The 22618-nt window shown below is 70.6% G+C and carries 22 protein-coding genes; 15 read left to right on the forward strand and 7 right to left on the reverse strand.

Annotated features, from left to right (window positions below; genetic code table 11):
• Positions 1-6: 6 nt before the first annotated feature.
• The gene (locus tag OO69_RS34695; protein ID WP_106971155.1) at positions 7-732 is read right to left on the reverse strand and encodes a sulfite exporter TauE/SafE family protein; all 726 of its coding nucleotides are present in this window, start codon (positions 730-732) and stop codon (positions 7-9) included.
• Positions 733-880: 148 nt separating this feature from the next.
• Between OO69_RS34695 and OO69_RS34700 the strand changes: the two genes are divergently transcribed.
• The gene (locus tag OO69_RS34700; protein WP_033284849.1) at positions 881-1072 is read left to right on the forward strand and encodes a hypothetical protein; all 192 of its coding nucleotides are present in this window, start codon (positions 881-883) and stop codon (positions 1070-1072) included.
• Positions 1073-1177: 105 nt separating this feature from the next.
• Positions 1178-1705: an SgcJ/EcaC family oxidoreductase gene (locus OO69_RS34705; RefSeq protein ID WP_033284850.1), complete on the forward strand. Its 528-nt coding sequence runs from the start codon at positions 1178-1180 to the stop codon at positions 1703-1705.
• On the opposite strand, the gene OO69_RS34710 is transcribed toward OO69_RS34705, so the two are convergent.
• On the reverse strand, positions 1671-2960 hold the full coding sequence (locus OO69_RS34710) for a HAMP domain-containing sensor histidine kinase (protein WP_033284851.1): 1290 nt from the start codon (positions 2958-2960) through the stop codon (positions 1671-1673). The two genes, OO69_RS34705 and OO69_RS34710, sit on opposite strands and share 35 nt — an antisense overlap.
• Complete coding sequence (locus OO69_RS34715) at positions 2957-3652, reverse strand: response regulator transcription factor (RefSeq protein WP_033284852.1); 696 nt, start codon at positions 3650-3652, stop codon at positions 2957-2959. Before OO69_RS34715 ends, OO69_RS34710 begins: the two co-directional genes overlap by 4 nt.
• A 188-nt stretch (positions 3653-3840) precedes the next feature.
• Between OO69_RS34715 and OO69_RS34720 the strand changes: the two genes are divergently transcribed.
• From OO69_RS34720 to OO69_RS34735, 4 genes are all read left to right on the forward strand, one after another.
• Entirely contained in the window at positions 3841-5112 is a 1272-nt protein-coding gene (locus OO69_RS34720; protein WP_033284853.1) for an aspartate kinase, read from the forward strand.
• On the forward strand, positions 5112-6179 hold the full coding sequence (locus OO69_RS34725) for an aspartate-semialdehyde dehydrogenase (protein ID WP_033284854.1): 1068 nt from the start codon (positions 5112-5114) through the stop codon (positions 6177-6179). Before OO69_RS34720 ends, OO69_RS34725 begins: the two co-directional genes overlap by 1 nt.
• Before the next feature lie 524 nt (positions 6180-6703).
• The gene (locus OO69_RS34730; protein ID WP_019063113.1) at positions 6704-7279 is read left to right on the forward strand and encodes a SigE family RNA polymerase sigma factor; all 576 of its coding nucleotides are present in this window, start codon (positions 6704-6706) and stop codon (positions 7277-7279) included.
• Positions 7276-8520, forward strand: coding sequence for a hypothetical protein (locus OO69_RS34735; protein WP_033284855.1), 1245 nt, complete (start codon positions 7276-7278; stop codon positions 8518-8520). The genes OO69_RS34730 and OO69_RS34735 overlap by 4 nt, the downstream gene beginning before the upstream one ends.
• Positions 8521-8574: 54 nt before the next feature.
• On the opposite strand, the gene OO69_RS34740 is transcribed toward OO69_RS34735, so the two are convergent.
• Positions 8575-9369, reverse strand: coding sequence for an SURF1 family protein (locus OO69_RS34740; RefSeq protein ID WP_234444604.1), 795 nt, complete (start codon positions 9367-9369; stop codon positions 8575-8577).
• Positions 9370-9528: 159 nt separating this feature from the next.
• On the opposite strand from OO69_RS34740, the gene OO69_RS34745 reads away from it, so the two are divergent.
• Entirely contained in the window at positions 9529-11328 is a 1800-nt protein-coding gene (locus tag OO69_RS34745; RefSeq protein ID WP_033284857.1) for a prolyl oligopeptidase family serine peptidase, read from the forward strand.
• Between the two features lie 69 nt (positions 11329-11397).
• Here OO69_RS34745 and OO69_RS34750 read toward each other — a convergent pair whose 3' ends face one another.
• A complete protein-coding gene (locus OO69_RS34750) occupies positions 11398-13308 on the reverse strand; it encodes a potassium channel family protein (RefSeq protein WP_106971156.1) in 1911 nt (636 codons plus the stop codon).
• 180 nt (positions 13309-13488) lie between these two features.
• On the opposite strand from OO69_RS34750, the gene OO69_RS34755 reads away from it, so the two are divergent.
• Positions 13489-14598, forward strand: a complete 1110-nt coding sequence (locus OO69_RS34755; RefSeq protein ID WP_033284859.1) for a permease — start codon at positions 13489-13491, stop codon at positions 14596-14598.
• Positions 14595-15365 (forward strand): TIGR03943 family putative permease subunit, encoded by a 771-nt coding sequence (locus tag OO69_RS34760; RefSeq protein ID WP_033284860.1) that lies wholly within the window; start codon positions 14595-14597, stop codon positions 15363-15365. Before OO69_RS34755 ends, OO69_RS34760 begins: the two co-directional genes overlap by 4 nt.
• A gap of 11 nt (positions 15366-15376) precedes the next feature.
• Here OO69_RS34760 and OO69_RS34765 read toward each other — a convergent pair whose 3' ends face one another.
• The gene (locus tag OO69_RS34765; RefSeq protein ID WP_324604575.1) at positions 15377-15820 is read right to left on the reverse strand and encodes a DUF5994 family protein; all 444 of its coding nucleotides are present in this window, start codon (positions 15818-15820) and stop codon (positions 15377-15379) included.
• 205 nt (positions 15821-16025) lie between these two features.
• Here OO69_RS34765 and OO69_RS34770 point away from each other — a divergent pair, with 205 nt between their 5' ends.
• The 4 genes from OO69_RS34770 to OO69_RS34785 all read left to right on the forward strand — a co-directional run bounded on the left by OO69_RS34770 (position 16026) and on the right by OO69_RS34785 (position 18308).
• The gene (locus OO69_RS34770) at positions 16026-16868 is read left to right on the forward strand and encodes a hypothetical protein (protein WP_051801398.1); all 843 of its coding nucleotides are present in this window, start codon (positions 16026-16028) and stop codon (positions 16866-16868) included.
• A 135-nt stretch (positions 16869-17003) separates the two neighbouring features.
• Positions 17004-17393 carry a MerR family transcriptional regulator gene (locus tag OO69_RS34775; protein WP_033284861.1) on the forward strand — a complete coding sequence of 130 codons (390 nt, stop codon included), beginning with the start codon at positions 17004-17006 and terminating at the stop codon, positions 17391-17393.
• A gap of 203 nt (positions 17394-17596) precedes the next feature.
• A complete protein-coding gene (locus OO69_RS34780) occupies positions 17597-17800 on the forward strand; it encodes a cold-shock protein (RefSeq protein ID WP_019063123.1) in 204 nt (67 codons plus the stop codon).
• A 169-nt stretch (positions 17801-17969) separates the two neighbouring features.
• Positions 17970-18308 (forward strand): SCO5918 family protein, encoded by a 339-nt coding sequence (locus OO69_RS34785; protein ID WP_033284862.1) that lies wholly within the window; start codon positions 17970-17972, stop codon positions 18306-18308.
• A gap of 90 nt (positions 18309-18398) precedes the next feature.
• Here the strand turns inward: OO69_RS34785 and OO69_RS34790 are convergent, their stop codons facing one another.
• Positions 18399-19457, reverse strand: coding sequence for a PucR family transcriptional regulator (locus OO69_RS34790; RefSeq protein ID WP_033284863.1), 1059 nt, complete (start codon positions 19455-19457; stop codon positions 18399-18401).
• A gap of 260 nt (positions 19458-19717) precedes the next feature.
• On the opposite strand from OO69_RS34790, the gene OO69_RS34795 reads away from it, so the two are divergent.
• Positions 19718-20347: a hypothetical protein gene (locus tag OO69_RS34795; RefSeq protein WP_033284864.1), complete on the forward strand. Its 630-nt coding sequence runs from the start codon at positions 19718-19720 to the stop codon at positions 20345-20347.
• Positions 20348-20449: 102 nt separating this feature from the next.
• Complete coding sequence (locus tag OO69_RS34800) at positions 20450-22597, forward strand: hypothetical protein (protein ID WP_033284865.1); 2148 nt, start codon at positions 20450-20452, stop codon at positions 22595-22597.
• The last annotated feature ends 21 nt before the right edge of the window (positions 22598-22618 follow it).

Here is a 22618-nt window from a genome sequence, read left to right on the forward strand (position 1 = left end):
GCGGCGTCATGACCCCCAGGACCACAGCCCCTTCCCCACCGCCGTAACCCCACCCGCCAACGCCAACGACAACACCAGCACCCGCGCCCGGGGTTCAGCTATCCGCCCGGCCAGCCCCCGCCCGATCACCCCGCCCACCACCATCGCGGCGACGACGGCGACCCACCGCGCCCCACTCAACGACGGCACCCCGTTCGCCGCGACCGAGAACGCGTTGACGACGACGCCGTAGAACTGCGCGTTGGGGACGAACTCCCGTACCGTCCACCCCGCGTTGACCGCGTACAGGGAGATCGGCGGCCCGCCCACCCCCGCCGCCGCGTTCATGAAACCGCCCGCCGCGCCCGCCGCCACCGCGCCCTTCGTGCCGCGCAGGGCCGCGACCCGGGCGCCGCGCATCACCAGGAGGACGGCGATCGTCACCAAGCCGCCCATCACCAATAACAGGACTGGTGGCGGGAGTTGGCGGGTCAGCCACGCGCCCGCCGGTACCGTGCAGACCGCCGCCGCGCACAGGGGGACCATCGCGCGGGCCCGTACCTGGCGCCAGCCGCCTGCCAGGCCCACGACGCTGATCGCGCCGGCGGCGCAGTTGGCGAGGACGACTCCCTGGGACGGACCGAGGAGGAGGACGAGGGCCGGGACGGCGACCAGGGCGAAGCCCATGCCGGTGAGCCACTGCACGGAGGAGCCGAGCAGAACGATCGCGGCCAGCAGTATGTCCCCCGTCATGGGGCAACATCATTCCTGCCGGGGGTGTAGCCCGCTACACCCCCACTTCGGGACCGCACTCCCTCGTCGCGGACCTGCGGAAACGGGATCGTTGAACACGTCAGCCGGTGAACGAGCCACCGGCTCCGAGATCCCAAGGATGCCCGTCATGAAGAACCTCCTCTCCTCCAAGCCCGTCCTCTGGTTCCTCTTCCTCTTCAACCTGGCCGTCGCCGCCGTCGCACCCTTCGTGGTCGAAGGAACGCAGGGCGTGATGACCGCAGTCGGCATGGGCGTCGTATCGCTGGGAGCCGGGGTCAGCCTCGTCCGGGACCGTGGTCGGGCGGCCACAGCGCGTTAATTGGGTCGGTCCTGGCCGCCCCTTGTACGTCCGCTGCACGGGCGCTAACCAGCCGAAAGCGAGTCTGGAGTCATCCCAAAGAGCACCAGTACAGCTGGAGTTGAGATGACCCGCAGATCCATCAGCAAGCGTGCAGCAGTCGTCACCGTCACCACCGTCCTGGCCCTCGGCACCCTCGGTACCGTCGCCGCGACCGCCGGGCCCCAGCACGAGACCAAGCCCACCAAGCACACCAACTCCACCAAGCCCAGCAAGAAGCAGATAGCCGCCCTCTTCGACGGCTGGAACGCCGCCCTGCAGACCGGCGACCCGAAGAAGGTCGCGGACCGGTACGCGCCGGACGCCGTGCTGCTGCCCACCGTCTCCAACGAGATCCGCACCGACCGCGCCGAGATCGTCGACTACTTCGAGCACTTCCTGCCGAACAAGCCGGTCGCGAAGAAGGTCGAGACGTACATCAACGTCCTTGACAGCAACTCGGCCATCGACGCCGGCGCCTACGACATCACGCTCACCGACCCGAAGACCGGCAAGAAGCGTGTGGTGGAGGCCCGTTACACCTACGAGTACGAGAAGCGCGGCGGCAAGTGGCTGATCGTCAACCACCACTCCTCGGTGATGCCCGAAGGGTGATGGCGACCAGCAGCCCTCCTCCCGGGGCGTCCCTGAGGGTCACCGTTCCGCCGTCGTCCGTCACCAACTGGCGTACGACGGCGAGGCCCAGGCCTGAACCCGTCCGCCCGGTGAGGCCCTGACCGCGCCAGAAGCGGTCGAAGGCGCGGGACTTGTCCGGGTCGGACATCCCGGGGCCCTCGTCCGTCACCGTCAACTCGACCTCGTCGCCCCGCAGTTCCGACCGTACGGTGATCGTCGCGCCGTCCGGTGACACCTCCAGGGCGTTCGACAGCACGTTGTCCAGGACCTGTTCGAGATGACCGGGACTGGCCAGCACAAGCGGCCGGCCGTCGGCAACACTCCCCCTGAGCGCGATGTCCACTCCGCGCTCGTCGGCGGCCGGTCTCCACACCGAGAGGCGTTCGGCGACGATCTCCCGGAGGGGGAGGGGTTCCGCCGCCGTCACCTTCGCCTCCGCCCTCGCCAGCACCAGCAGGCCATTCACCAGGCGGCTCATCCGGACCACCTCCGCCGTCGCCTGTTCCACGTCCTCCCGTACGAACTCGTCGTCCACGCCGTCCGCGATGTTGTCCAGCGACAGCCTCAACGCCGTGAGCGGGGTGCGGAGTTGGTGGGAGGCGTCGGCCACGAAGATGCGCTGCGAGGCGATGAGGGTGTCGAGGCGTTCGGCGCCCTGGTTCAAGGTTTTGGCCAGCGTCTGTGTCTCGTGCGGGCCTGTAACGGGGGAGCGGGCCGTCAGGTCGCCGTCGCTGAACTTGCTCGCCATGTCGTTGAGTTGGCGCAGGGGGCGGGTGAGGCGGCGGGCCACGATCGCGCCCAGGCCCGCCGCCACCGCCAGGACCGCGAGGGCGAGAATCGCGCGGAAACCCCAGATCTGGATCAGGCGGTGGGTCAGGTCGGAGGTGGGGTACGTGATGCGGACCGCGCCGACCGTCCGGCCGTCGCGCTTCGCCGGTTCGGTCACCTCCAACTCCCCCTCGCCCCAGTGCGTCGCGGTCTTCGCGCGCGCGGCGGGCAGCACCTCCGCCGTGCCGGGGGTCTCCTGCGCGTACGCCACGATCATGCGGTCCAGCGCGGCGCGCGAGGCGGCGTCGCCGCTCAGCAGGAGGGCCATCGTCTTCGCCTCGCGCTCCACCGACTGCTCGGTGTCGCCCCGGAGTTGGGCGGTCAGCGTGAAGGCGACGGGCACGGTGAAGGCCGTCAGGGCTACGGCCACCAACAGGACGTAGCTGACGATCAGTTGCCGGATCATGACGTCGGCGATCCGTCGCCGGGGGAGGTGATCTCCAGGCGGAAGCCCACGCCCCGTACCGCCTCGATCGTGACCGCGCCCGCCAACTTCCGCCGCAGCGCCGCCACATGGACGTCGAGCGTCTTCGTCGGGCCGAACCAGTTCGCGTCCCAGACCGCTTCCATGATCTGTTCGCGCGACATCAGCGCGCCGGGCTCCTCGGTGAGGAACGACAGCAGGTCGTACTCCTTGGGGGCGAGCGGGATCTCCTCGCCGTCCAGGCGGACGCGGGCCGCCTTGCGGTCGATGGTGAGGCGGATGCCGTAGGCGTCGGGGCCGGCGGCCTCCGCGACCGCCCTCGGCTGGGCGCGGCGCATCACCGCCCTTATGCGCGCGATGACCTCCCGTACCCCGAACGGCTTCGAGACGTAGTCGTCCGCGCCCAGTTCCAGGCCGACCACCCGGTCCGTCTCGTCGCTGCGCGCGCTGATCACGATGATCGGGATGTCGCCGCGGGCACGCAGCGCCTTGCACACGTCGAGGCCGTCGGTGTCGGGCAGGCCGAGGTCGAGGAGGACGACGTCGTAGGGGGCGGAGTGGGCCAGGGCGGCGGCGCCCGTGGTGACCCAGTCGACCGTGAAGCCGTAGCGGATCAGTCCGCGTCGCAGGGACTCGGCGACCGGCTCATCGTCTTCCACCAGAAGTACGCGCACACGGCGCACCTTAATGCTTGAAACTTAATTCACAGGTGTGACCTGTGACCCTTGGCACTTTTCCGGCACCCCTTAAGTGGGCATGCGCTGACCTGGGCGGTCCGAATCTCACCATGCGATACCTGGGAAGGGAATTTCGGGCGCTCGTTAAACTGAGCCGACACACCAGGACTGAGCGAGGAGCGCACGTGGGCCTTGTCGTGCAGAAGTACGGAGGCTCCTCCGTAGCCGATGCCGAGGGCATCAAGCGCGTCGCCAAGCGAATCGTCGAAGCGAAGAAGAACGGCCACCAAGTGGTCGTCGTCGTTTCCGCGATGGGCGACACGACGGACGAGCTGATCGATCTCGCCGAGCAGGTATCTCCGATGCCCGCCGGGCGTGAGTTCGACATGCTGCTGACCGCCGGGGAGCGGATCTCCATGGCGCTGCTGGCCATGGCGATCAAAAACCTGGGCCACGAGGCCCAGTCGTTCACCGGGAGCCAGGCAGGCGTCATCACCGACTCGGTCCACAACAAAGCGCGGATCATCGACGTCACGCCGGGTCGGATCCGTACGGCGTTGGACGAGGGCAACATCGCCATCGTCGCCGGGTTCCAGGGTGTGAGCCAGGACAAGAAGGACATCACCACGCTGGGGCGGGGTGGGTCCGACACGACCGCCGTCGCTCTCGCCGCCGCGCTCGACGCCGAGGTGTGCGAGATCTACACGGACGTCGACGGTGTGTTCACCGCCGACCCGCGGGTGGTGTCGAAGGCGAAGAAGATCGACTGGATCGTCTTCGAGGACATGCTGGAGCTCGCCGCCTCCGGCTCCAAGGTGCTGCTCCACCGCTGTGTGGAGTACGCCCGCCGATACAACATCCCGATCCATGTGCGGTCCAGCTTCAGCGGACTTCAGGGCACGTGGGTCAGCAGTGAGCCGATTGGGGACCAGAAGGTGGAGCAGGCCATCATCTCCGGTGTCGCGCACGACACCTCCGAGGCCAAGATCACGGTCGTCGGCGTGCCCGACAAGCCGGGCGAGGCCGCGGTGATCTTCCGGACGATCTCCGACGCGCAGGTCAACATCGACATGATCGTGCAGAACGTGTCGGCCGCCTCGACGGGCCTCACGGACATCTCCTTCACCCTCCCCAAGGCCGAGGGCCGCAAGGCCATCGACGCCCTGGAGAAGAACAAGGACGGCATCGGCTTCGAGTCGCTGCGCTACGACGACCAGATCGGGAAGATCTCGCTGGTGGGCGCCGGGATGAAGACGAACCCGGGCGTCACCGCCGACTTCTTCACCGCCCTGTCCGACGCGGGCGTCAACATCGAGCTGATCTCGACCTCCGAGATCCGCATCTCGGTGGTCACCCGCGCCGACGACGTCAACGAGGCCGTCCGCGCCGTGCACACGGCGTTCGGCCTCGACTCCGACAGCGACGAAGCCGTCGTCTACGGAGGCACCGGCCGCTGATGGCCACCATCGGAGCGACCGTGCGTCCGACGCTCGCCGTGGTCGGAGCGACCGGGGCCGTCGGCACGGTCATGCTCCAGATCCTGTCCCAGCACGCGGACATCTGGGGCGAGATCCGCCTGATCGCCTCTCCGCGCTCGGCCGGCCGCAAGCTGGCCGTGCGCGGGGAGCAGGTCGAGGTGGTGGCCCTGACGGAGGAGGCCTTCGACGGGGTCGACGTCGCGATGTTCGACGTCCCGGACGAGGTCTCCGCGCAGTGGGCGCCGATCGCCGCCGCCAAGGGCGTGGTCGTCGTCGACAACTCGGGCGCCTTCCGGATGGACCCGGAGGTGCCCCTGGTGGTCCCCGAGGTCAACCCGCACAAGGTGCGGCACCGGCCGCGCGGGATCATCGCCAACCCGAACTGCACGACCCTGTCGATGATCGTCGCCGTGGGCGCGCTGCACGCCGAGTTCGGGCTGCGCGAGCTGGTGGTGTCGTCGTACCAGGCGGTGAGCGGGGCCGGGCGGGCCGGGGTCGACACCCTGCGCCAGCAGCTGTCCCTCGTGGCCGGTACGGACCTGGGCACCAAGCCCGGTGACGTGCGGCGGGCCGTGGGCGACAACACCGGGCCGTTCCCGGAGCCGGTCGCGCTGAACGTCGTACCGTGGGCCGGTTCTCTGCGCGAGGACGGCTGGTCCTCGGAGGAGATGAAGGTGCGGGACGAGTCCCGCAAGATCCTCGGGCTGCCCGCGCTGCCGGTCGCCGTGACGTGCGTGCGTGTCCCGGTGGTCACCACGCATTCGCTCACCGTCCATGCCCGGTTCCAGGGCGAGGTCACGGTCGACGGGGCGCGCGAGATCCTCGCCACGGCCCCGGGGGTCGTCCTCTTCGACAATCCGGCCGCCGGGGAGTTCCCCACGCCCGCCGACGTGGTGGGCACCGACCCGACCTGGGTGGGGCGGCTGCGGCGGGCGCTGGACGATCCGACCGCGCTCGAACTCTTCGTCTGCGGCGACAATCTGCGCAAGGGTGCGGCCCTCAATACCGCGCAGATCGCCGAGCTGGTGGCGCGCGAACTGGCCTGAGCCCGGGCCCAACTCCCCCTGCCCCGCCGTAAATCCGCTGGCCAGTGGCGCCCGGGTTTGTAGGATCAGTGTGCGCGATGTGGCCGGATTAATGGTTGGGAACCCTTGAATCCAGCCACCTTCGCATCCGAAGATTTCACTCCCCGCTTCCCGCAACCGCGCGGCGAGCGGGGAGCGTCTTTGCGAACGCCCTTCAGGTGGGCGCGTGGTGATGCGGTAAGGGACGTGGGGACGTCCCGGACTTTTCATGACACAGGGGAAGAGCGGGTAGGCATGAGGGTGTTCGACGCACTGCCGGTTGTGCTGCCTGACACCAGACGGGTGGGTGAGGACGCGAGACAGGTGGGCGGTCGCAGAGGACAGGTGTGTGGACTGTCTGTTTCGTCTGACGTAAATGTGACGGCCGACGCGTACAACCCCCAAGGGGGGAAGTGTGTCCAACTTGCGTGGCTCAGGTACTCGACTTCACTGCGGCACGCGGCACGGCCCTACGGCCTCCGCGTGGATCCCGTGCGCCCGGCGGCATGCCGGTGATCGCGCCGATGCCCGCAGCGCGGCCCGCCCGCATCCCGAACCAGCGCGACGGTGTCGACGACGCCGTCGCGGCCGGAACGACGGTCGACCATCTCACCGAGACCTACCGGGCGCACTACCGCTCGCTGCTCGGCCTGGCCGCACTCCTCCTCGACGACACCGCCTCCTGCGAGGACGTCGTCCAGGAGGCGTTCATCCGGGTCCACTCGGCGCGCAAACGTGTCCGTGACCCCGAGAAGACCCTGGCCTATCTGCGCCAGACGGTCGTCAACCTCTCCCGCTCGGCCCTGCGCCGCCGCATCCTCGGCCTCAAGCTCCTCTCGAAGCCGATGCCGGACATGGCCAGCGCGGAGGAGGGTGCCTACGACCTGCTGGAGCGCGACTCCCTCATCAAGGCCATGAAGGGATTGCAGCGCCGCCAGCGCGAGGTCCTGGTCCTGCGCTACTTCGCGGACATGACCGAGGCGCAGGTCGCCGAGTCGCTCGGCATATCGCTGGGCTCGGTGAAGGCGTACGGCTCGCGCGGGATCGCCGCCCTCCGGATCGCCATGGAGGCCACGGCATGAGCGACAAGGCCGACGGAAACGGCACGGCCGAGGGAAACGGCTCGCGTGAACGGCGCGAGCCGGACATCCGGCGCGGCCCGACCTGGGCCCGCAAGGAACCGCCGAACGAAACACATGCTGGGAACGGAACTGTGAACCACGGCCCCGACGAACAGAGCCCCACCGGGCCGAGCCTCGACGGGCAACACCCCGGAGGGGACAACCCCGAGAACCCCGGGGACACCCCTGACAGGGACAACCCTGAAGGCTTCGACTCCGACGAGCTGGCGCTACGGCGGCTGCTGCACCAGGCGGTCCAGGAGGTGGAGCCGCGCGACGGCACGCTGGACCACCTGCGCAAGGCGGTACCGGCCCGCCGGGCCCGCAAGCGCCAGGCCCTCGTCGGCATGGCCGCCACCGTGCTCTTCTTCGGCACCGCCATTCCGGCCCTCGTGCACGTCTCGAACTCCACCGGTTCCGACGCCGACCCGTCCATCATGGGCAACAGCTCACAGGCGCAGGGCGGCACCAGCCAGGGCAAGGGCCCGGACGGCGGTTCCAGCACCTCCGGCGGTACCTCCGGGCGGGCCTCGCAGAACCCGGGCGGCCACAAGAACGACGGCACGGGCAAGACCCCCGGCCCCGGCACCGTGAGCGCGAACCCCTCGGCCAGCGCCGGGACGGCCGCGTCCGTCTGCACGGCCGAGCAGCTCGGCTCGTCCAACTCGACGGTGGACGCGGCCGACGCGGCGGGTGTCGTCTACGGCGCGTTCACCGTCACCAACACCTCCGGCACGAGCTGTACCGTCAGCGGCCCCGGCACCGTGGGCACCTCCGCGGTGGGTGCCGCCGACTCCACCAAGATCAGCGTGGCGCAGCACAGCTCCGGGGACGCGGCGGCCGGACTGCCCGACCCGTCGACGGAGGTCTCCCAGCTGGTGCTCCAGGCGGGCGCCTCCTACGTGGTCAAGTTCGCCTGGGTGCCCTCCGAGACCTGCCCCACCACGGGTACCAGCACCGGCGGCACCACCACCGGCGGTTCGACACCCACCCCGACGCCCACCGAGGACGCCGGCACCAGCAGCGGCTCCACGACCGGCGACACGGGCACGTCCACCCAGCTGCTCCGCACGGACGGCACGCTCGACGGCAGCGTCCAGGTCTCCCACACGGCGGAGGCGGGCTCCCCGACGGTCACGGCCACGGTGCCGAACGCGTGCGCGGGCACGGTCTACCGGACGGGCCTGCTGGCGGGGTCGTAGGAAGGTCGCCGGTCGGGGGACCGGCGTCATCCGCTGGGTGTCAGACGAGGGTTGTCATACGACGGTGACGGGCGCCTGTTCCTGCTCGTCCTCAGGGACGATGCCCAGCTCCGCATCGCGCGCGAACTCCACCTCGCGGCGCAGCAGCCGGAACCACATGAAGACGACGAAGCCCGCGAAGACGAACCACTCGCCGGTGTAGCCGAGGTTCTGGAACGCCTTCAGGTCGAGGCCGGTGTTCGCGGGCGCGGTCGCCGGTACGGCCTTCATCCCCGAGTCGCCCTTGTCGAGGGTGATCCACGCGTCGTACAGGTGATACGGCACCAGGTTCACCAGGGAGGCCGCGCTGATCGCGGCGGTCTGGCCGGACGGGAGGCCGCCCTGGGCGCTCACTCCGTTGTCGCCGGGGGTCTCGGACGCCTGGAGGGAGCCGGTGACGGTGACCTCACCGGTCGGTGCGGCCGGTGCCTTCGCGGCGTCGGGCCTGCCGGGGATCCAGCCGCGGACGACGGGAAGGGCCTTGCCGTCGTCGGTGCGCAGCAGGGTCAGGACGTAGAAGCCGTTCTTCCCGTCCAACTGGCGGTCCGGGACGAGGAGTTGCTTGCCGTAGTGGCCGGTCGCGGTGGTCTGCCGGCCTGACGTGCTCTGGTCGACGGGCAGCAGTGAGGCGAGGGGGCGCGCGGCTTCCGTGCGGTCCGTCTCGACCTGCTTGGTGGCCTGGTGGCTGCTGTCCACGCGCGCCTGGAACCGGCTCAGCTGCCACGACCCCATGAAGACGCAGAAGGGGATGGCGAGCAGTACGAAGACGTTGATGCCCCACCAGCGCGATGTCAGCAGAAACCGGTACACGCCTTCCACGGTACGGGGCTGTCGCGGCGCCCTTGGCCCGGGGGTCGGCCCGGAGGTTCACCGGGCGTCGGCAATGCTCCGACCGGGACTTGGTCGAAGTTATCCACAGGCTGAGGATCCGACCAGTGCAATGTCTGTGTGGGCGGGCAGTATGGGGCCATGACTGAGAGCAACGGGTCCGAGAACACACCGGACTGGGAGAAGCGCTTCCGGGCGCCCCGCGTGTCCCTGCCCGACTGGGCGGAGGACGCACCCGACCGTTCCCTGTTCGTGTCGAACGCGACGGGGACGTATGAGCTGTACGCCTGGGACCGGGCGACGGGCGAGCAACGCCAGGTCACGGACCGGCCGAACGGCACGACGGACGGTGTGCTCTCCCCGGACGGGGAGTGGATCTGGTGGTTCGACGACAAGGACGGCGACGAGTTCGGCGTCTGGCGCCGCCAGCCCTTCAAGGGCGGACCGGACGAACCGGCGGTACCCGGCCTTGAACCGTCCTATCCGGCCGGGGTCGCCCTCGCGCGAGACGGCAGGACCGCCGTGGTCGGCCGCTCGACGGACGAGGACGGTACGACGATCCACCTCGCCCGCACCGGTGACGAGACCACGCTGATCTACCGCCACCGCGAGTCGGCGGGCGTCGGCGACCTCTCGCACGACGGTTCGCTGATCGCGATCGAGCACACGGAGCACGGCGACGCGATGCACTCCGCGCTGCGCGTCCTGCGCCCGGACGGCACGGCGGTCGCCGACCTGGACGACACCAAGGGCGGCACCGAGGAGCTGGGCCTGGAGGTGCTGGGTTTCGCACCGGTCGACGGCGACACCCGTCTCCTCATCGGTCACCAACGGCGGGGTCGTTGGGAGCCGTTGGTGTGGGACGTGGTGAAGGGCGGCGAGACGGACCTGTCCCTGGACCTGCCCGGCGATGTGAGCGCCGAGTGGTACCCGGACGGCTCGGCCCTCCTCATCGCGCACAGCTTCGAGGCCCGCAGCGAGGTCTTCCGCTACGACCTCGCCTCGGGCGGACTGGAGAAGGTGCCGACACCGCCCGGTTCGGTCTCCGGTGCCACGGCCCGCCCCGACGGCAGCGTCGAGTACCTCTGGTCGTCGGCCGCCGAGCCGTCGGCCGTGCGCTCGACGTCGGGCGAGGTCGTCCTGGACCCGCCCGGCCTGAAGTCACCGGGTTCGGTCCCGGTGGAGGACGTCTGGGTGGAGGGCCCCGGCGGCCGCATCCACGCCCTGGTCCAGAAGCCGGCGGGCGCGACCGGCCCCCTCCCCACGGTCTTCGACATCCACGGCGGCCCGACCTGGCACGACTCCGACTCCTTCTCGGCGGGCCCGGCGGCCTGGGTGGACCACGGGTACGCGGTCGTCCGGGTCAACTACCGCGGCTCGACCGGCTACGGCCGCGCGTGGACCGACGCCCTGAAGTACCGGGTCGGTCTCATCGAGCTGGAGGACATCGCGGCGGTCCGGGAGTGGGCGATCACCTCCGGCCTCGCCGATCCCGCCCGGCTGATCCTCACCGGCGGCTCCTGGGGCGGCTACCTCACCCTCCTCGGCATCGGCACCCAGCCCGACGCGTGGACCCTGGGCATCGCGGCGGTGCCGGTCGCCGACTACGTCACGGCGTACCACGACGAGATGGAAGCCCTGAAGGCCATGGACCGCACGCTGCTGGGCGGCACCCCGGAGGAGGTCCCGGCCCGCTTCGAGGCGTCCTCCCCGCTGACGTACGTCGACAAGGTCACGGCCCCGGTCTACATCTCGGCGGGCGTCAACGACCCGCGCTGCCCGATCCGCCAGATCGACAACTACGTGAAGCGGCTCGAGTCGCGGGGCGCGGTGCACGAGGTGTACCGGTACGACGCGGGGCACGGGTCGTTGGTGGTGGACGAGCGGATCAAGCAGGTGAAGCTGGAACTGGACTTCGCGGAGCGGCACTTGGGGAAGTAGGCAGGGTTTCCGAAAAGGTTGGTCTCCTCGGGAGTCGCGTGAGGAGCGGGGATCCGAAGTCCCCGCTCCCTACGTCCCCGCACGATCCCGAGGCCGCCGCCCCAGCAACTCCGCCAGCCCCCGCCGGGTCGCCGCCAGCACAACCCTGTCCGAGCCGGCCAGGACATACGAGTCGGGCAGGTCCCACACCAGCCCCGACCGCCGTACGTCCTCGGAGGCGTCCCGGGTAGCCGTGTCCAGCGCGAGCACCCGCCACGACCCCGCCCGGAACGCCTCGGCGATCGTCTTCCCCTCCAGCTGGGGATGCCCGCCCACGGTCATCGCCGCGAACAGCAGCACCCGCCGCTCGACAGGGATCGCTCCCAGGATCTGCCGCCCCATCATCGCCCCGGCGAACGCGGGCGCGGCCAGGTGGGACACACTCCGGCTGCGGGTCAGGGCACCGGGGTGGGCGGCCCGCAGGGTCCGGTACACGGCGGTCGCGAAGTCGTCGTCGTACAGCCGGAGCACGACCCGTAGATCCGGCCGCACGGAACGGGCGTACAGCACCGCTTCGAGGTTCGTCGTGTCGGAGCTGGTGACCGCGAGGAGGGCGTGGGCGCGGTTGACCTTGGCGGATTCCAGGACGCCCTCCTGGGTGACGTCACCGAGGATCACCGGCACCCGCAGTCGGCGCGCGACCGCGAGGCCACGCGCCTCGGGGTCGGCCTCGACGCACACCACGGGGATGTTGAGTTCGCGCAGCCGGGTCAGCACCCGGGTGCCGATCTTGCCGAGCCCGAGCAGCACGACATGCCCGCCGAGTCCGCGAGGCGGCTTGCGCAACGCGGACGCCGTACGGAAGGTGCCCAGCGCCTCCAGCACGGCGGCCAGCAGCACCGGCAGCATCAGCAACCCGACGAGCCCGGACAGGAGTTGAAGGATCTGCCGCCCCAACGGCGCCCCGATCGCGGGGTCGTCGATCGCGAAGAGATCGAGCAGGGTGAGATAGAAGGCGGTCAGCGGATGGATCTGCGTCACCAGCCACAGCGACACGGCGAGCGCGATCACGCACGCCACCATGCCCGCCAGCGACCACCGCAGCCGCCGCGAGAAGAGCGAGGACCACGCCGGGACGACCCCGCCCCCGCGCCCGACCGGCAACTGCGGCCCGGCGTACGACACTTGCTCCAGGACGACGGTTCCGCGCCCGGTGGCGGAGGCGACGGCCGCCGCGTCGGGCAGCAGGCGCGGGCCCTGTTCGCCCATGCCCTCGGAGCCGTCCGCACCGGCCGGGTCGCTGCTGGTCGCCGAGAGCAGGGCCAGCGTGGCAAGGCCCGGGTCGGCCACCTCCCCGGGTGCCGGTGGCGGCCGTTCCACCGCGCGCAGCAGCAGCCCGTCGGTCTGGACGACCTTGCTGGTACCGGCGAGGGCGGTCGCGGCCAGCGCGGGTGCGGCCGTGTCGGCGTCGGAGAGGACGGTGGTGGACGCGTCGAACCCGGTACCGGACCCGCCGCCCGCTCCGTCACCGGTCGCCAACGCGGCGGCCTGGTCGAGGAGTTCCTCGATGTGCTGGCCCAGCCGCCGGTTGTAGAGGCGGATCACCAGCCGGATACGGGGGTTGAGGCGCCGGGCGGTGAGGGCGGCGCGGATGTTCGTCTCGTCGTCGTCATAGACGAGGGCCAGCGCGGTCGCCCGGTCCACACCCGCCTCGGCGAACACGGCCTCGGTCAGCTCGGCGACCTCCAACACCCGCTCCCCGCGCGGGGGTTCGGGAGCGACGGGTGCGGTGCCGCCGGCGCCGCCATTGCCGTTGGCCCGGCCCACCGCCGCGTTGACCCGGTCGAGCAGCGCGGCCGAGGCGGCACGCGCGCGGCCGACGACGGGCGGCCGGGCGGTGGCCTCGGAGAGCGGGACGACGAGGGTGATCTGCTCGCCGTAGACACTGCGGAGTTCGACGGCGAGCCGGTGCGCGAGCGCGTCGTCGCCGCACACCACCATGTGCGCACGGGCACTGCCCGGAGGGGTCTGATTCGGAACGCTGCTCGCCACGAGGGGAAAGACTGCCCCAAGGAGGCGGGTGGTTCCAGTATTGCGCTGAACACCCGTGCCCCTGCTGCCGTATGCAGAGACAGGGAGCAAAACTCGCGAAACCAGGCGTCTGCCGGAGGTATCTCACCCGTGGCCATCACCACCGAACCAGCCGCGCCGACCACGGAGACGCCGCCGGAACCGCAAGCGAAATCGGACGCGAAACCGGACGTGAAACCGGAGGCGCCCGCCAAGGAGTCACCGGCCGCGCCCGCCGAAGAGGCGAAAGGGGCGAAAGGGGCGAAGGACGGCTGGCAGTTCAACTCGCCGCTCGTGCTGACCATGGTGCTGCTCGTGGTGGTGCTGGCGCAGAGCCCGATCCGTCAGGCCCTGTCCGCGCCCGTGATGCAGAGCTGGATGACGGTCTTCGTGGCCGTGGTCGTGCAGGCGCTGCCCTTCCTGGTGCTGGGCGTGCTGCTGTCGGCCGGGATAGCGGTGTTCGTACCGGCGACGTTCTTCACCCGCGCGCTGCCGAAGAACCCCGTGCTGGCCGTACCGATCGCGGGCATGGCAGGCGCGATCCTGCCCGGCTGCGAGTGCGCGTCGGTGCCGGTGGCCGGGGCGCTGGTGCGCCGGGGTGTCACCCCGGCGGCGGCGATCGCGTTCCTGCTCTCCGCCCCGGCGATCAACCCGATCGTGCTGACGGCGACGGCGGTTGCCTTCCCGCGCAACCCGGAGATGGTGCTCGCCCGGTTCGCGGGCAGTCTGCTCGTGGCCTGCGTGATGGGCTGGCTGTGGACGCGGCTCGGCCGCACCGACTGGCTGCGCCTGCCCGCCCACGAGCCGCACGCGGGGGAGACCAAGGGGGCCGCGTTCTGGGGCTCGGTCCGGCACGACGTGATGCAGGCCGGCGGATTCCTCGTCCTGGGCGCGATGTCCGCGGCCACGCTCAAGGCGGTCGCACCGGCGAGTTGGCTGCGCACGGCCGCCGACAACCCGGTGGTCGCGATCCTCGCCCTCTCGATCCTCGCCGTACTCCTCTCGATCTGCTCGGAGGCGGACGCGTTCGTCGCCGCGTCGCTCACCCAGTTCTCGCTGACGGCCAAACTCGCGTTCCTGGTGGTGGGACCCATGATCGACCTGAAGCTGTTCGCCATGCAGGCGGGCACGTTCGGCCGCGGCTTCGCGCTGCGCTTCGCGCCGGCCACCTTCGTCCTGGCCATCGCGGGCGCGGTCGTCACCGGGGCGGTGCTCCTGTGAACCGGCAGGCACAGGCGGCGGTCCTGTTCCTCGTCGGCGCGGCCCTCCTGCACGCGGGCTTCACCAACCTCTACCTGCGCTACGTCAAGGCGGGCCTCCAACCGCTCCTGCTGCTCTCGGGCGTGGTCCTCATCGTGACCGCACTGGCGACGGCCTGGTACGAGTGGCGCCGGACGCGGAGGGAGAAGGCGCACACCGAGACCCAGGCCCACACCGAGACCGCGAGCCACGAAGACGACGCTCACCAGGGCCACGTCCACCGCGAACCCCGTATCTCCTGGCTCCTGGTCCTCCCCCTCTTCGCCCTGATCCTGGTCGCCCCGCCGGCCCTCGGCTCCTACAGCGCGGTCCGCACCGGCACGGCCATCCAGCAGCCGTACGGTCTCCTCAAGCTCCCCGACAGCAACCCGCTCACCATCGGCCTGGTCGACTACGCGAGCCGCGCGGTCTACGACCACGGACGGTCCCTGGGCACCCGGCAGTTGAAGGTCACCGGGTTCGTCGCGCTGGACAAGTCGGGGTCGCCGTTCCTGGTCCGCATGGCCCTCAACTGCTGTGCCGCGGACGCCCAGCCGGTCAAGATCGCGCTGACCGGCAAGATCCCGCCGGTACTTCAGCCCGACACCTGGCTGGAGATCACCGGCACGTACAGCCCCAAGCAGACCAAGGACCCCATCAACAACCGCCCGATCCCCTATTTCCAGGTCACGCAGGCCAAACCGGTGCCGACGCCGAAGGACCCGTACGACGAGAGCTGGAACCAGTAACTGACCTGGTTTCAGACGAGGTTGGCGATGGCGGCGGCCATGATCGGCTCGGCCGCCTCCTCGGTCAGCTCCGGCGGTACGACCAGCAGGTCCCAGCGGCCGCGGCCCGGCGCGAGCAGGACGACGGTGTTCGGGGCGTGCACGGCGGTGGTCCGGTGCAGCCGTACGACCTGGTTGGCGACGAGCATCCGGCCGGGGGCGGTCGACCAGACCCGGCCGTTCACCATCACGCTGACGATGTGTCCCCAGGTCCGGGGCAGCCCGGCGAGCAGGCGCGGCACTTCGGTGAGCACGTCGTAGGAGTGCGGCCACCAGGCTCCGTCGAGGCGGCGCGGTACGGAGGTGTGCGCGGCGAGGCGCAGCCGGAGCAGGGGCGGGGCGGTCTGCTCCACGTCGGGCGACGAGGCGATGGTGTCCGAGGCGGGCGAACTGTGGGTGTCCGTGGGCGCGTTCATGTCGCGGTCCCTGTCCCCGGCCGTCCGTCGTGCGGAGGTCCGGTGCCGTGGTGCACTGGGAACGACGACGGCGCCAGAGCCGAGGTGCGGAGAACTCCCGGTACCGCTCACCGTACTCCCGCCCCGCGCGGGCCGGTCCGCGCCGGAGGCGCTCCGAGCCCCTCCGCGCCCCGCGGGCGTACCGTGAAAGGACCGAGGATTTCTCGTGCACCGGATCGCACCGGTGCCGTTCTCGGCGAACCACGACGCCGGGGCGGACCCGTTCCGCGCCCGGGGCAGGGCTCAGCCCATGACCGTGAATGTGCCCGGTCGGCCGGTGACCGCGGACGCGCCCGCTGCCCCTGCCGGACACGGCGGTGCCGGTACGGCGGGCTGGGAGAGGACATGGTCCACGAGCGGAGACGAACCCCACACGTCCAACCGCGAGCGTGGCCCGTCCCCCTGGGAAGGCGACCGCGTCCGCCCGCTCAGCCGCCGCCAGATCGAGGACCGCTTCCAGGACCTGGGCGTCCTGTACGAGGAGACCTGCGGCGGGACCCGCAGGGGCAACCGTTCCCGCACCGCCTTCCTGCGCCGGCTGGCCGGTGACGTCCGGCGCCCCGGTTTCACCCTGCTGATCGCCGAGAACACGACCCTGACGGCCTGCGCCTACGGCTTCCCCGTGCGCGCCGCCGACCCCTGGTGGCAGGGCCACGACACCCGGCTGCCCCGGCTGCTGCACGGCCTCGCGGTCACCGGCGGACTCTTCGCGGTCTCCGGGATCGTCGTCCCGCCCCGCGTGCGCACCCACTACCAGGACCGGGACTGGAACCTCGCCCGGCGCCTGCAGCGCCGGCTGCTCGCCGATCACGCGCCGGCCCTCGGCGTCACCCTGGTGCCCCGCACCGACACCGAGACCCTGACGGCGTACCGGGCCTGGGGCTGGCAGGACGTCGCGGGAGCCCCGCCGGACCCCGCGAGAGCACCCGAACGGGGCTCCCTGCGGGGCTCCGACAGCCTTGATCCACGGGTTCCGGGCGCCTGTCGGGTGCTGGTTCTGGCCCCCTGAGGGCGTCAACCGGCGTGAGGACATCTGTGTTCGCCGCGACAGAGTTTCCCCGGGTGCGACTAGAGTTCCCGTACGGGGGAACCAGCTCCCCCGGCGGCACGCCGTCCCTCCCCGGTGGCCGCAGGAAAGGTGTACATGCCCGCAGAAAGCCAGCAGCCCGCGGCCGACCGGCTCGACGACGACGACTACCCCGCCTACACCATGGGCCGGGCCGCCGAGCTGATCTCCTCCACCCCCGGATTCCTCCGGTCACTGGGTGAGGCCGGGCTGATCACCCCGAAGCGGTCGGACGGCGGCCACCGCCGCTACTCGCGCCGTCAGCTCCGTACGGCCTCGCGTGCGCGCGAGCTGGTCGACCAGGGGACGCCCATCGAGGCCGCGTGCCGGATCATCAGCCTGGAGGACCGGCTGGACGAGGCGCTGCGCGTCAACGAGGAGCTGCGGGCCCACGAGAACCCGCGCGGTTCGTCCCACGGTGCGCCCCATGGGTCGTCCCACGGCTCGTCTTCCGGACAGAAAATCTGATGTGCCCGAAACAGAAATTCACCGTTTCCGGGCCGCGCTTTTCCCGGCCAATTCCCCCGCCCCGTAAATGGGTTCCGTGCTAGGCTGACTTCAGTTGCAGTTGTGGTTGCCAATTTTGAACCGGTTCTCCGGACAGGTGATCATCACGGCGATGGAGGAGATTCGTAAAGTGCGGATCTCGTGCACTGCCTAGGAGTTAAGACATGGCCACCGGTACCGTGAAGTGGTTCAACGCGGAAAAGGGCTTCGGCTTCATCGAGCAGGACGGCGGCGGCGCTGACGTCTTCGCCCACTACTCGAACATCGCCACCCAGGGCTTCCGCGAGCTGCAGGAAGGTCAGAAGGTGACCTTCGACATCACGCAGGGCCAGAAGGGCCCGCAGGCGGAGAACATCGTTCCCGCCTAAGCACGCGAAGCTGCGAAACAGGGGCCCGCACCTTGGGTGCGGGTCCCTTTTCGTATCTGCTCATTTACCTGCCGTTCCCCCGCCGTTCTCGGCTTCCCCGGCAACCCCGGCTTTCCCCGAGGAGAAATCCTCCCCTCTCCTCCCGCTCGAAACCCCTTGGTGAGGCACCATGCGCTGCGTGATCGCCCGTTACCCCTTCGATCTGACGAAGAGCGAGGTGGAGGAGATGCTCAAGGGCATCCGCCCGGAGCAGCCCGTCACCGGCCAGTGCGCCGTCATCAGTCGCAAGCTGTACCCGGTCAAGCAGGTCGGCGAGGTCATCACCAAGCAGGACCGCCGTGACTTCACCGCCTTCGAGGTGACCAGGGCGCTGACCCGGCTCGGCTTCACCTGCCACGAGACGCCGCCCGCGCCCGCCACCCCGGCGCCCGCACCGGCCCCCGCCACGGAGAACCCCACGGACTCCGGCCCGGAATCGACCTCGTACATCGGCACCACCCTGGGCTGACGCCTCCGCCCGCACGTCCCCGCACACCCCGAGCGACCACGCCGCCGAAGATCCATCCGGGCGCGAGGTCGCTCTTTGCGTACCGGCTCCTCACAGCTCCTTGTCGGGCCAGTCCAGCAGGCGGGCCCCGATGACCGCCGTCTGCAGCGTGTACCGCTGGCCGGGGTCCGCCGGATCCGCGCCGGTCAGCTGGTGGATGCGCTCCAGCCGGTACGTCAGCGCGCGCACGCTCAGCGAGAGCCGGCGCGCGGACTCCGCCGCCACACAGCCGGAGTCGAAGTACGTCGACAGGGTGTCCAGCAGCGGGCGCGCACCGCCGCGCGCCCTGGTCAGCGGGCCCAGCGCGTCGAGGACCAGGTCCGCCATCGCCTGCCGGTCGCGGGTGAGCACCGGGTAGACCAGCAGGTCGGCGGCGCGCAGGAGCGGGCCCTCCAGATCGAGCCGCTCGGCCAGTTCGAGCGTGTTCAGGGCCTCCTCGTACGACTGGACGATCCCGCCCGCGCCCGGCTGCGGCCGGCCGATCGCCACGCGGGTGCCCTCCGCGGCGGCGTACGACTGCTTGGCGAAGTGGGCGAGGATGTCGTCCTGGTCGCCGGGCGCGACGCACAGCAGCCGGCCGGCCTTCGTGGTGAGCAGGATGTTGCGGTCACCGAAACGGCTGATCATCGCGCGCTCCACCTGACGCGGCACCGGCGCGCTCTCGTCGTACGGCGTCGGGCCCTGGACCACGGCGACCGCGTGCGTGTGGGAGAGGCGCAGGCCGAAGCGCTCGGAGCGTTCCGCGAGCCGGCCCAGATCGCTGCGGCCGTAGAGCAGGTCGTCGATGAACTCCCGCCGCGCGGCCTCCTCCTGGCGTACAGCCAGACGCTGGGCGCGTTCGTAGCCCTCGGCGAAGGCGTCGACCGCCTGCTGCACCGCGGCGAGGGTGCAGTCGGCGGCGCCGGGGGTCTGCGGCCAGGCGGCGCGGGTGGCGGTGAGATGGGCGTCGACCAGGGCGCGCAGTCCGTGACCGGCCTCGGCCGCCTGCTCGCCCAGGGTGCGGCGGGCCGCCAACTCGGCCCGGGTCAGGCGGCGTCCGGTGCCGGCGACCTCCGCCAGGAGCCGCGCGTACCCCGCCAGATACTGCTCAGGTATGTCGCGCTCCGGCAACTCCGCCCCCGTTTTCCTTGACGCCCTGGTGACGCTTTCTTAGCGCGGCACCGGCATCAAGACCCTAATGAACACTGCCGGGTTCCGGCAATGCGCGGGCGCGCACCCCGCGTGCACCATGGCGCCAGGGGAGCACCGCGGAAGGTTCCGGTGCCGGACACCGGCAGGTGTCCTGCACCGGGACCGCGATCCGCGCATCCCCGAAGTCTTGACGCGTTGTGTATGCGGATACGGCGGACAGGGAACGGGGGGCCGGGATCATGGGGGCGTTCTTCGCTGCCGCGACCGGTTTTCCCACCGTCGTCTTCACCGCCGCGCTCACCGTGGTCGTCCTGTTCTGGCTGCTGGTCGCGCTGGGCGCGGCGGACGCCCACGGACACGCCCATGTTCACCTCAACTCCCGTGCACACGGCGACGGTTGGGGTCTCGGCGGGGTTCCGGTGACCCTCGCCTTCTCGCTGTTCACCGCGGTCGGCTGGCTGATCAGCTACTGCGCGAGCGTGCTGTTCGTCCCCTCCGGCCCGGTCGGGGTCCTGGTCGGGGCGGGCGTGCTGATCGCCACGGTGTACGTCTCCTGGCGGGCGACCAAGCTGTTCGTACGGCCCCTGCACCGCCTGTTCCCCGACGAACACGGGCCGTCCCGGCTGGACTTCGTCGGGCTGACCTGCACGATCCGCACCGGGCGGGTCGATGCGGGGTTCGGCCAGGCGGAGGTCAGGTCGGCGGACGGCTCGGCCGCGGTGGTCCAGGTCCGGCAGACGGGCGACGACGCCCTGGCCGGCGGCAGCACCGGACTGCTCTACGCCTACGACGAGACCGGCGAGTTCTTCTGGGTCGCGCCCTACGACAGCGCGCTGGACCCGGGGACCGGTCCGGGCCGGCCGGGATAGACCGCCAACTCGGCCTGCCTGTCCGCTCGTTGAAATCCCCGGGCCGACTCCCGTCCGTTCACCACCCTTCGTCACCCCTCTCATCCCTTGAGGACCCATGTCATGAACGCCATCACCGTCGGCATCGGTGTGTTCGTCGCCGTTGTCCTGCTCATCGCGCTCACCCTGCTCCTGGTGGTCGGACGGCTCTTCCGGAAGGTGGAGCAGGGGCGGGCACTGATCGTCTCCAAGACGAAGAAGGTCGACGTCACCTTCACCGGGGCGGTCGTGCTGCCGGTGCTGCACAAGGCCGAGTTCATGGACATCTCGGTGAAGACCATCGAGATCCGGCGCACCGGGCGCGAGGGCCTGATCTGCCAGGACAACATCCGCGCCGACATCCACATCAGCTTCTTCGTGCGGGTCAACAAGACCGTCGAGGACGTCATCAAGGTCGCGCAGGCCATCGGCACCCAGACGGCGAGCGACCCGGCGGCGATCCAGGACTTCTTCGCGGCGAAGTTCTCCGAGGCGCTCAAGACCGTGGGGAAGCAGCTGGACTTCGTCGATCTCTACACCAAGCGCGAGGAGTTCAGGGACCGGATCATCCAGGTCATCGGCACCGACCTCAACGGCTACCACCTCGACGACGCGGCCATCGACTTCCTCGAGCAGACACCGATGACGCAGCTCGACAACCAGAACATCCTGGACGCGCAGGGCATCCGGAAGATCACCGAGCTGACGACGATCGAGCACGTCCGCACCAACGAGTTCCAGCGCACCGAGCAGAAGGAGATCACCCGGCAGAACGTCGACGCCCGGGAGACGATCCTGGAGCTGGAGCGCCGGCAGGCCGAGGCGGAGATCAAGCAGCGGCGTGAGGTGGAGGTGCTGCGGGCGCGCGAGGAGGCCGCCACCGCGAAGGTGCAGGAGGAGGAACGGCTGGGCGCGCAGGCCGCGTTCCTGCGCACCGAGGAGCAACTCGGCGTCCAGCGCGAGAACCAGGCCCGCGAGATCGCCGTCGCGCAGAAGAACCGCGAGCGGGTCATCGCCGTCGAGAACGAGCGCATCGAGAAGGACCGGCTCCTCGAAGTCATCGCGCGCGAACGGGAGACCTCGCTGTCCGGGATCGCCCGCGACAAGGAGGTCGAGGCGGAGCGGCGCGAGGTCGCGGACGTGGTCCGGGAGCGGATCGCCGTGGACCGTACGGTCGCCGAGCAGGAGGAGGCCATCAAGAAGCTGCGGGTGGTCGAGGAGGCCGAGCGCACCCGCCAGGCCGTGATCATCGCAGCCGAGGCGGAGGCGCAGGAGAAGCTGGTCAAGGACATCAAGGGCGCCGAGGCCGCGGAGGCCGCCGCCAAGCACCGGGCCGGTGAGCAACTCACCCTCGCCGAGGCCCGGTTGAAGTCCGCCGACCTCGATGCCCGCGCCAAGCTGCGCCTTGCGGAAGGCATCCAGGCGGAGGCGGCGGCTGCCGGACTCGCCGAGGTCCAGGTCCGCGACAAGGAGGCCGAGGTCACCGTGAAGGCGGGCCGTGCCGAGGCCGAGGCCACGGGGGCGCGGCTGCGGGCGGAGGCGGAAGGCACCGAGGCCCGGCTGCGGGCGGAGGCCGAGGGCACTCGCGCCAAGGCGCTCGCGGAGGCCGAGGGCGCGCAGGCGAAGGTGCTCGCGCAGGCCGAGGGCGTACGGGCGAACGCGCTCGCGGAGGCCACCGGCATCGGCGAGAAGCTCAAGGCCGAGGCGGAGGGCCTCACCGAGAAGGCCGCCGCGATGGCCGCCCTCGACGACGCCTCGCGCGGCCACGAGGAGTACCGGCTGCGGCTGCAGGCCGAGAAGGAGATCCGGCTGGCCGGGTTCGATGTGCAGCGGCAGGTCGCGGAGGCGCAGGCCGCGGTCCTCGCGACCGGTCTGGAGAACGCCGACATCGACATCGTCGGCGGCGACTCGGTCTTCTTCGACCGGCTGATCTCGTCGATCTCGTTCGGCCGGAGCGTCGACGGTTTCGTCGCCAACTCCCAGACGGCGCAGGCCTTGGCGCGTCCCTGGCTGGACGGCACCTCGAACATCGCCGACGACCTCGGCCGCGTCCTCGGCTCCGTCTCCATGGCCGACGTGCAGAACCTCACCGTGTCCGCGCTGCTGATGAAGCTGATGACCTCGGACACGGCGAACGCCGGTCGGCTACGGCAACTGCTCGACAAGGCCGGTGAGTTGGGCCTGGCGGACACCCCGCTGGCCGCGCTCAACGGGCACCCGGCGAAGGTCTGACCCCCCATACGGTCCGGAACT

Origin of the sequence: Streptomyces sp. NRRL F-525, assembly GCF_000716605.1 — a bacterium.
In the GTDB taxonomy this organism is placed as follows: domain Bacteria; phylum Actinomycetota; class Actinomycetes; order Streptomycetales; family Streptomycetaceae; genus Streptomyces.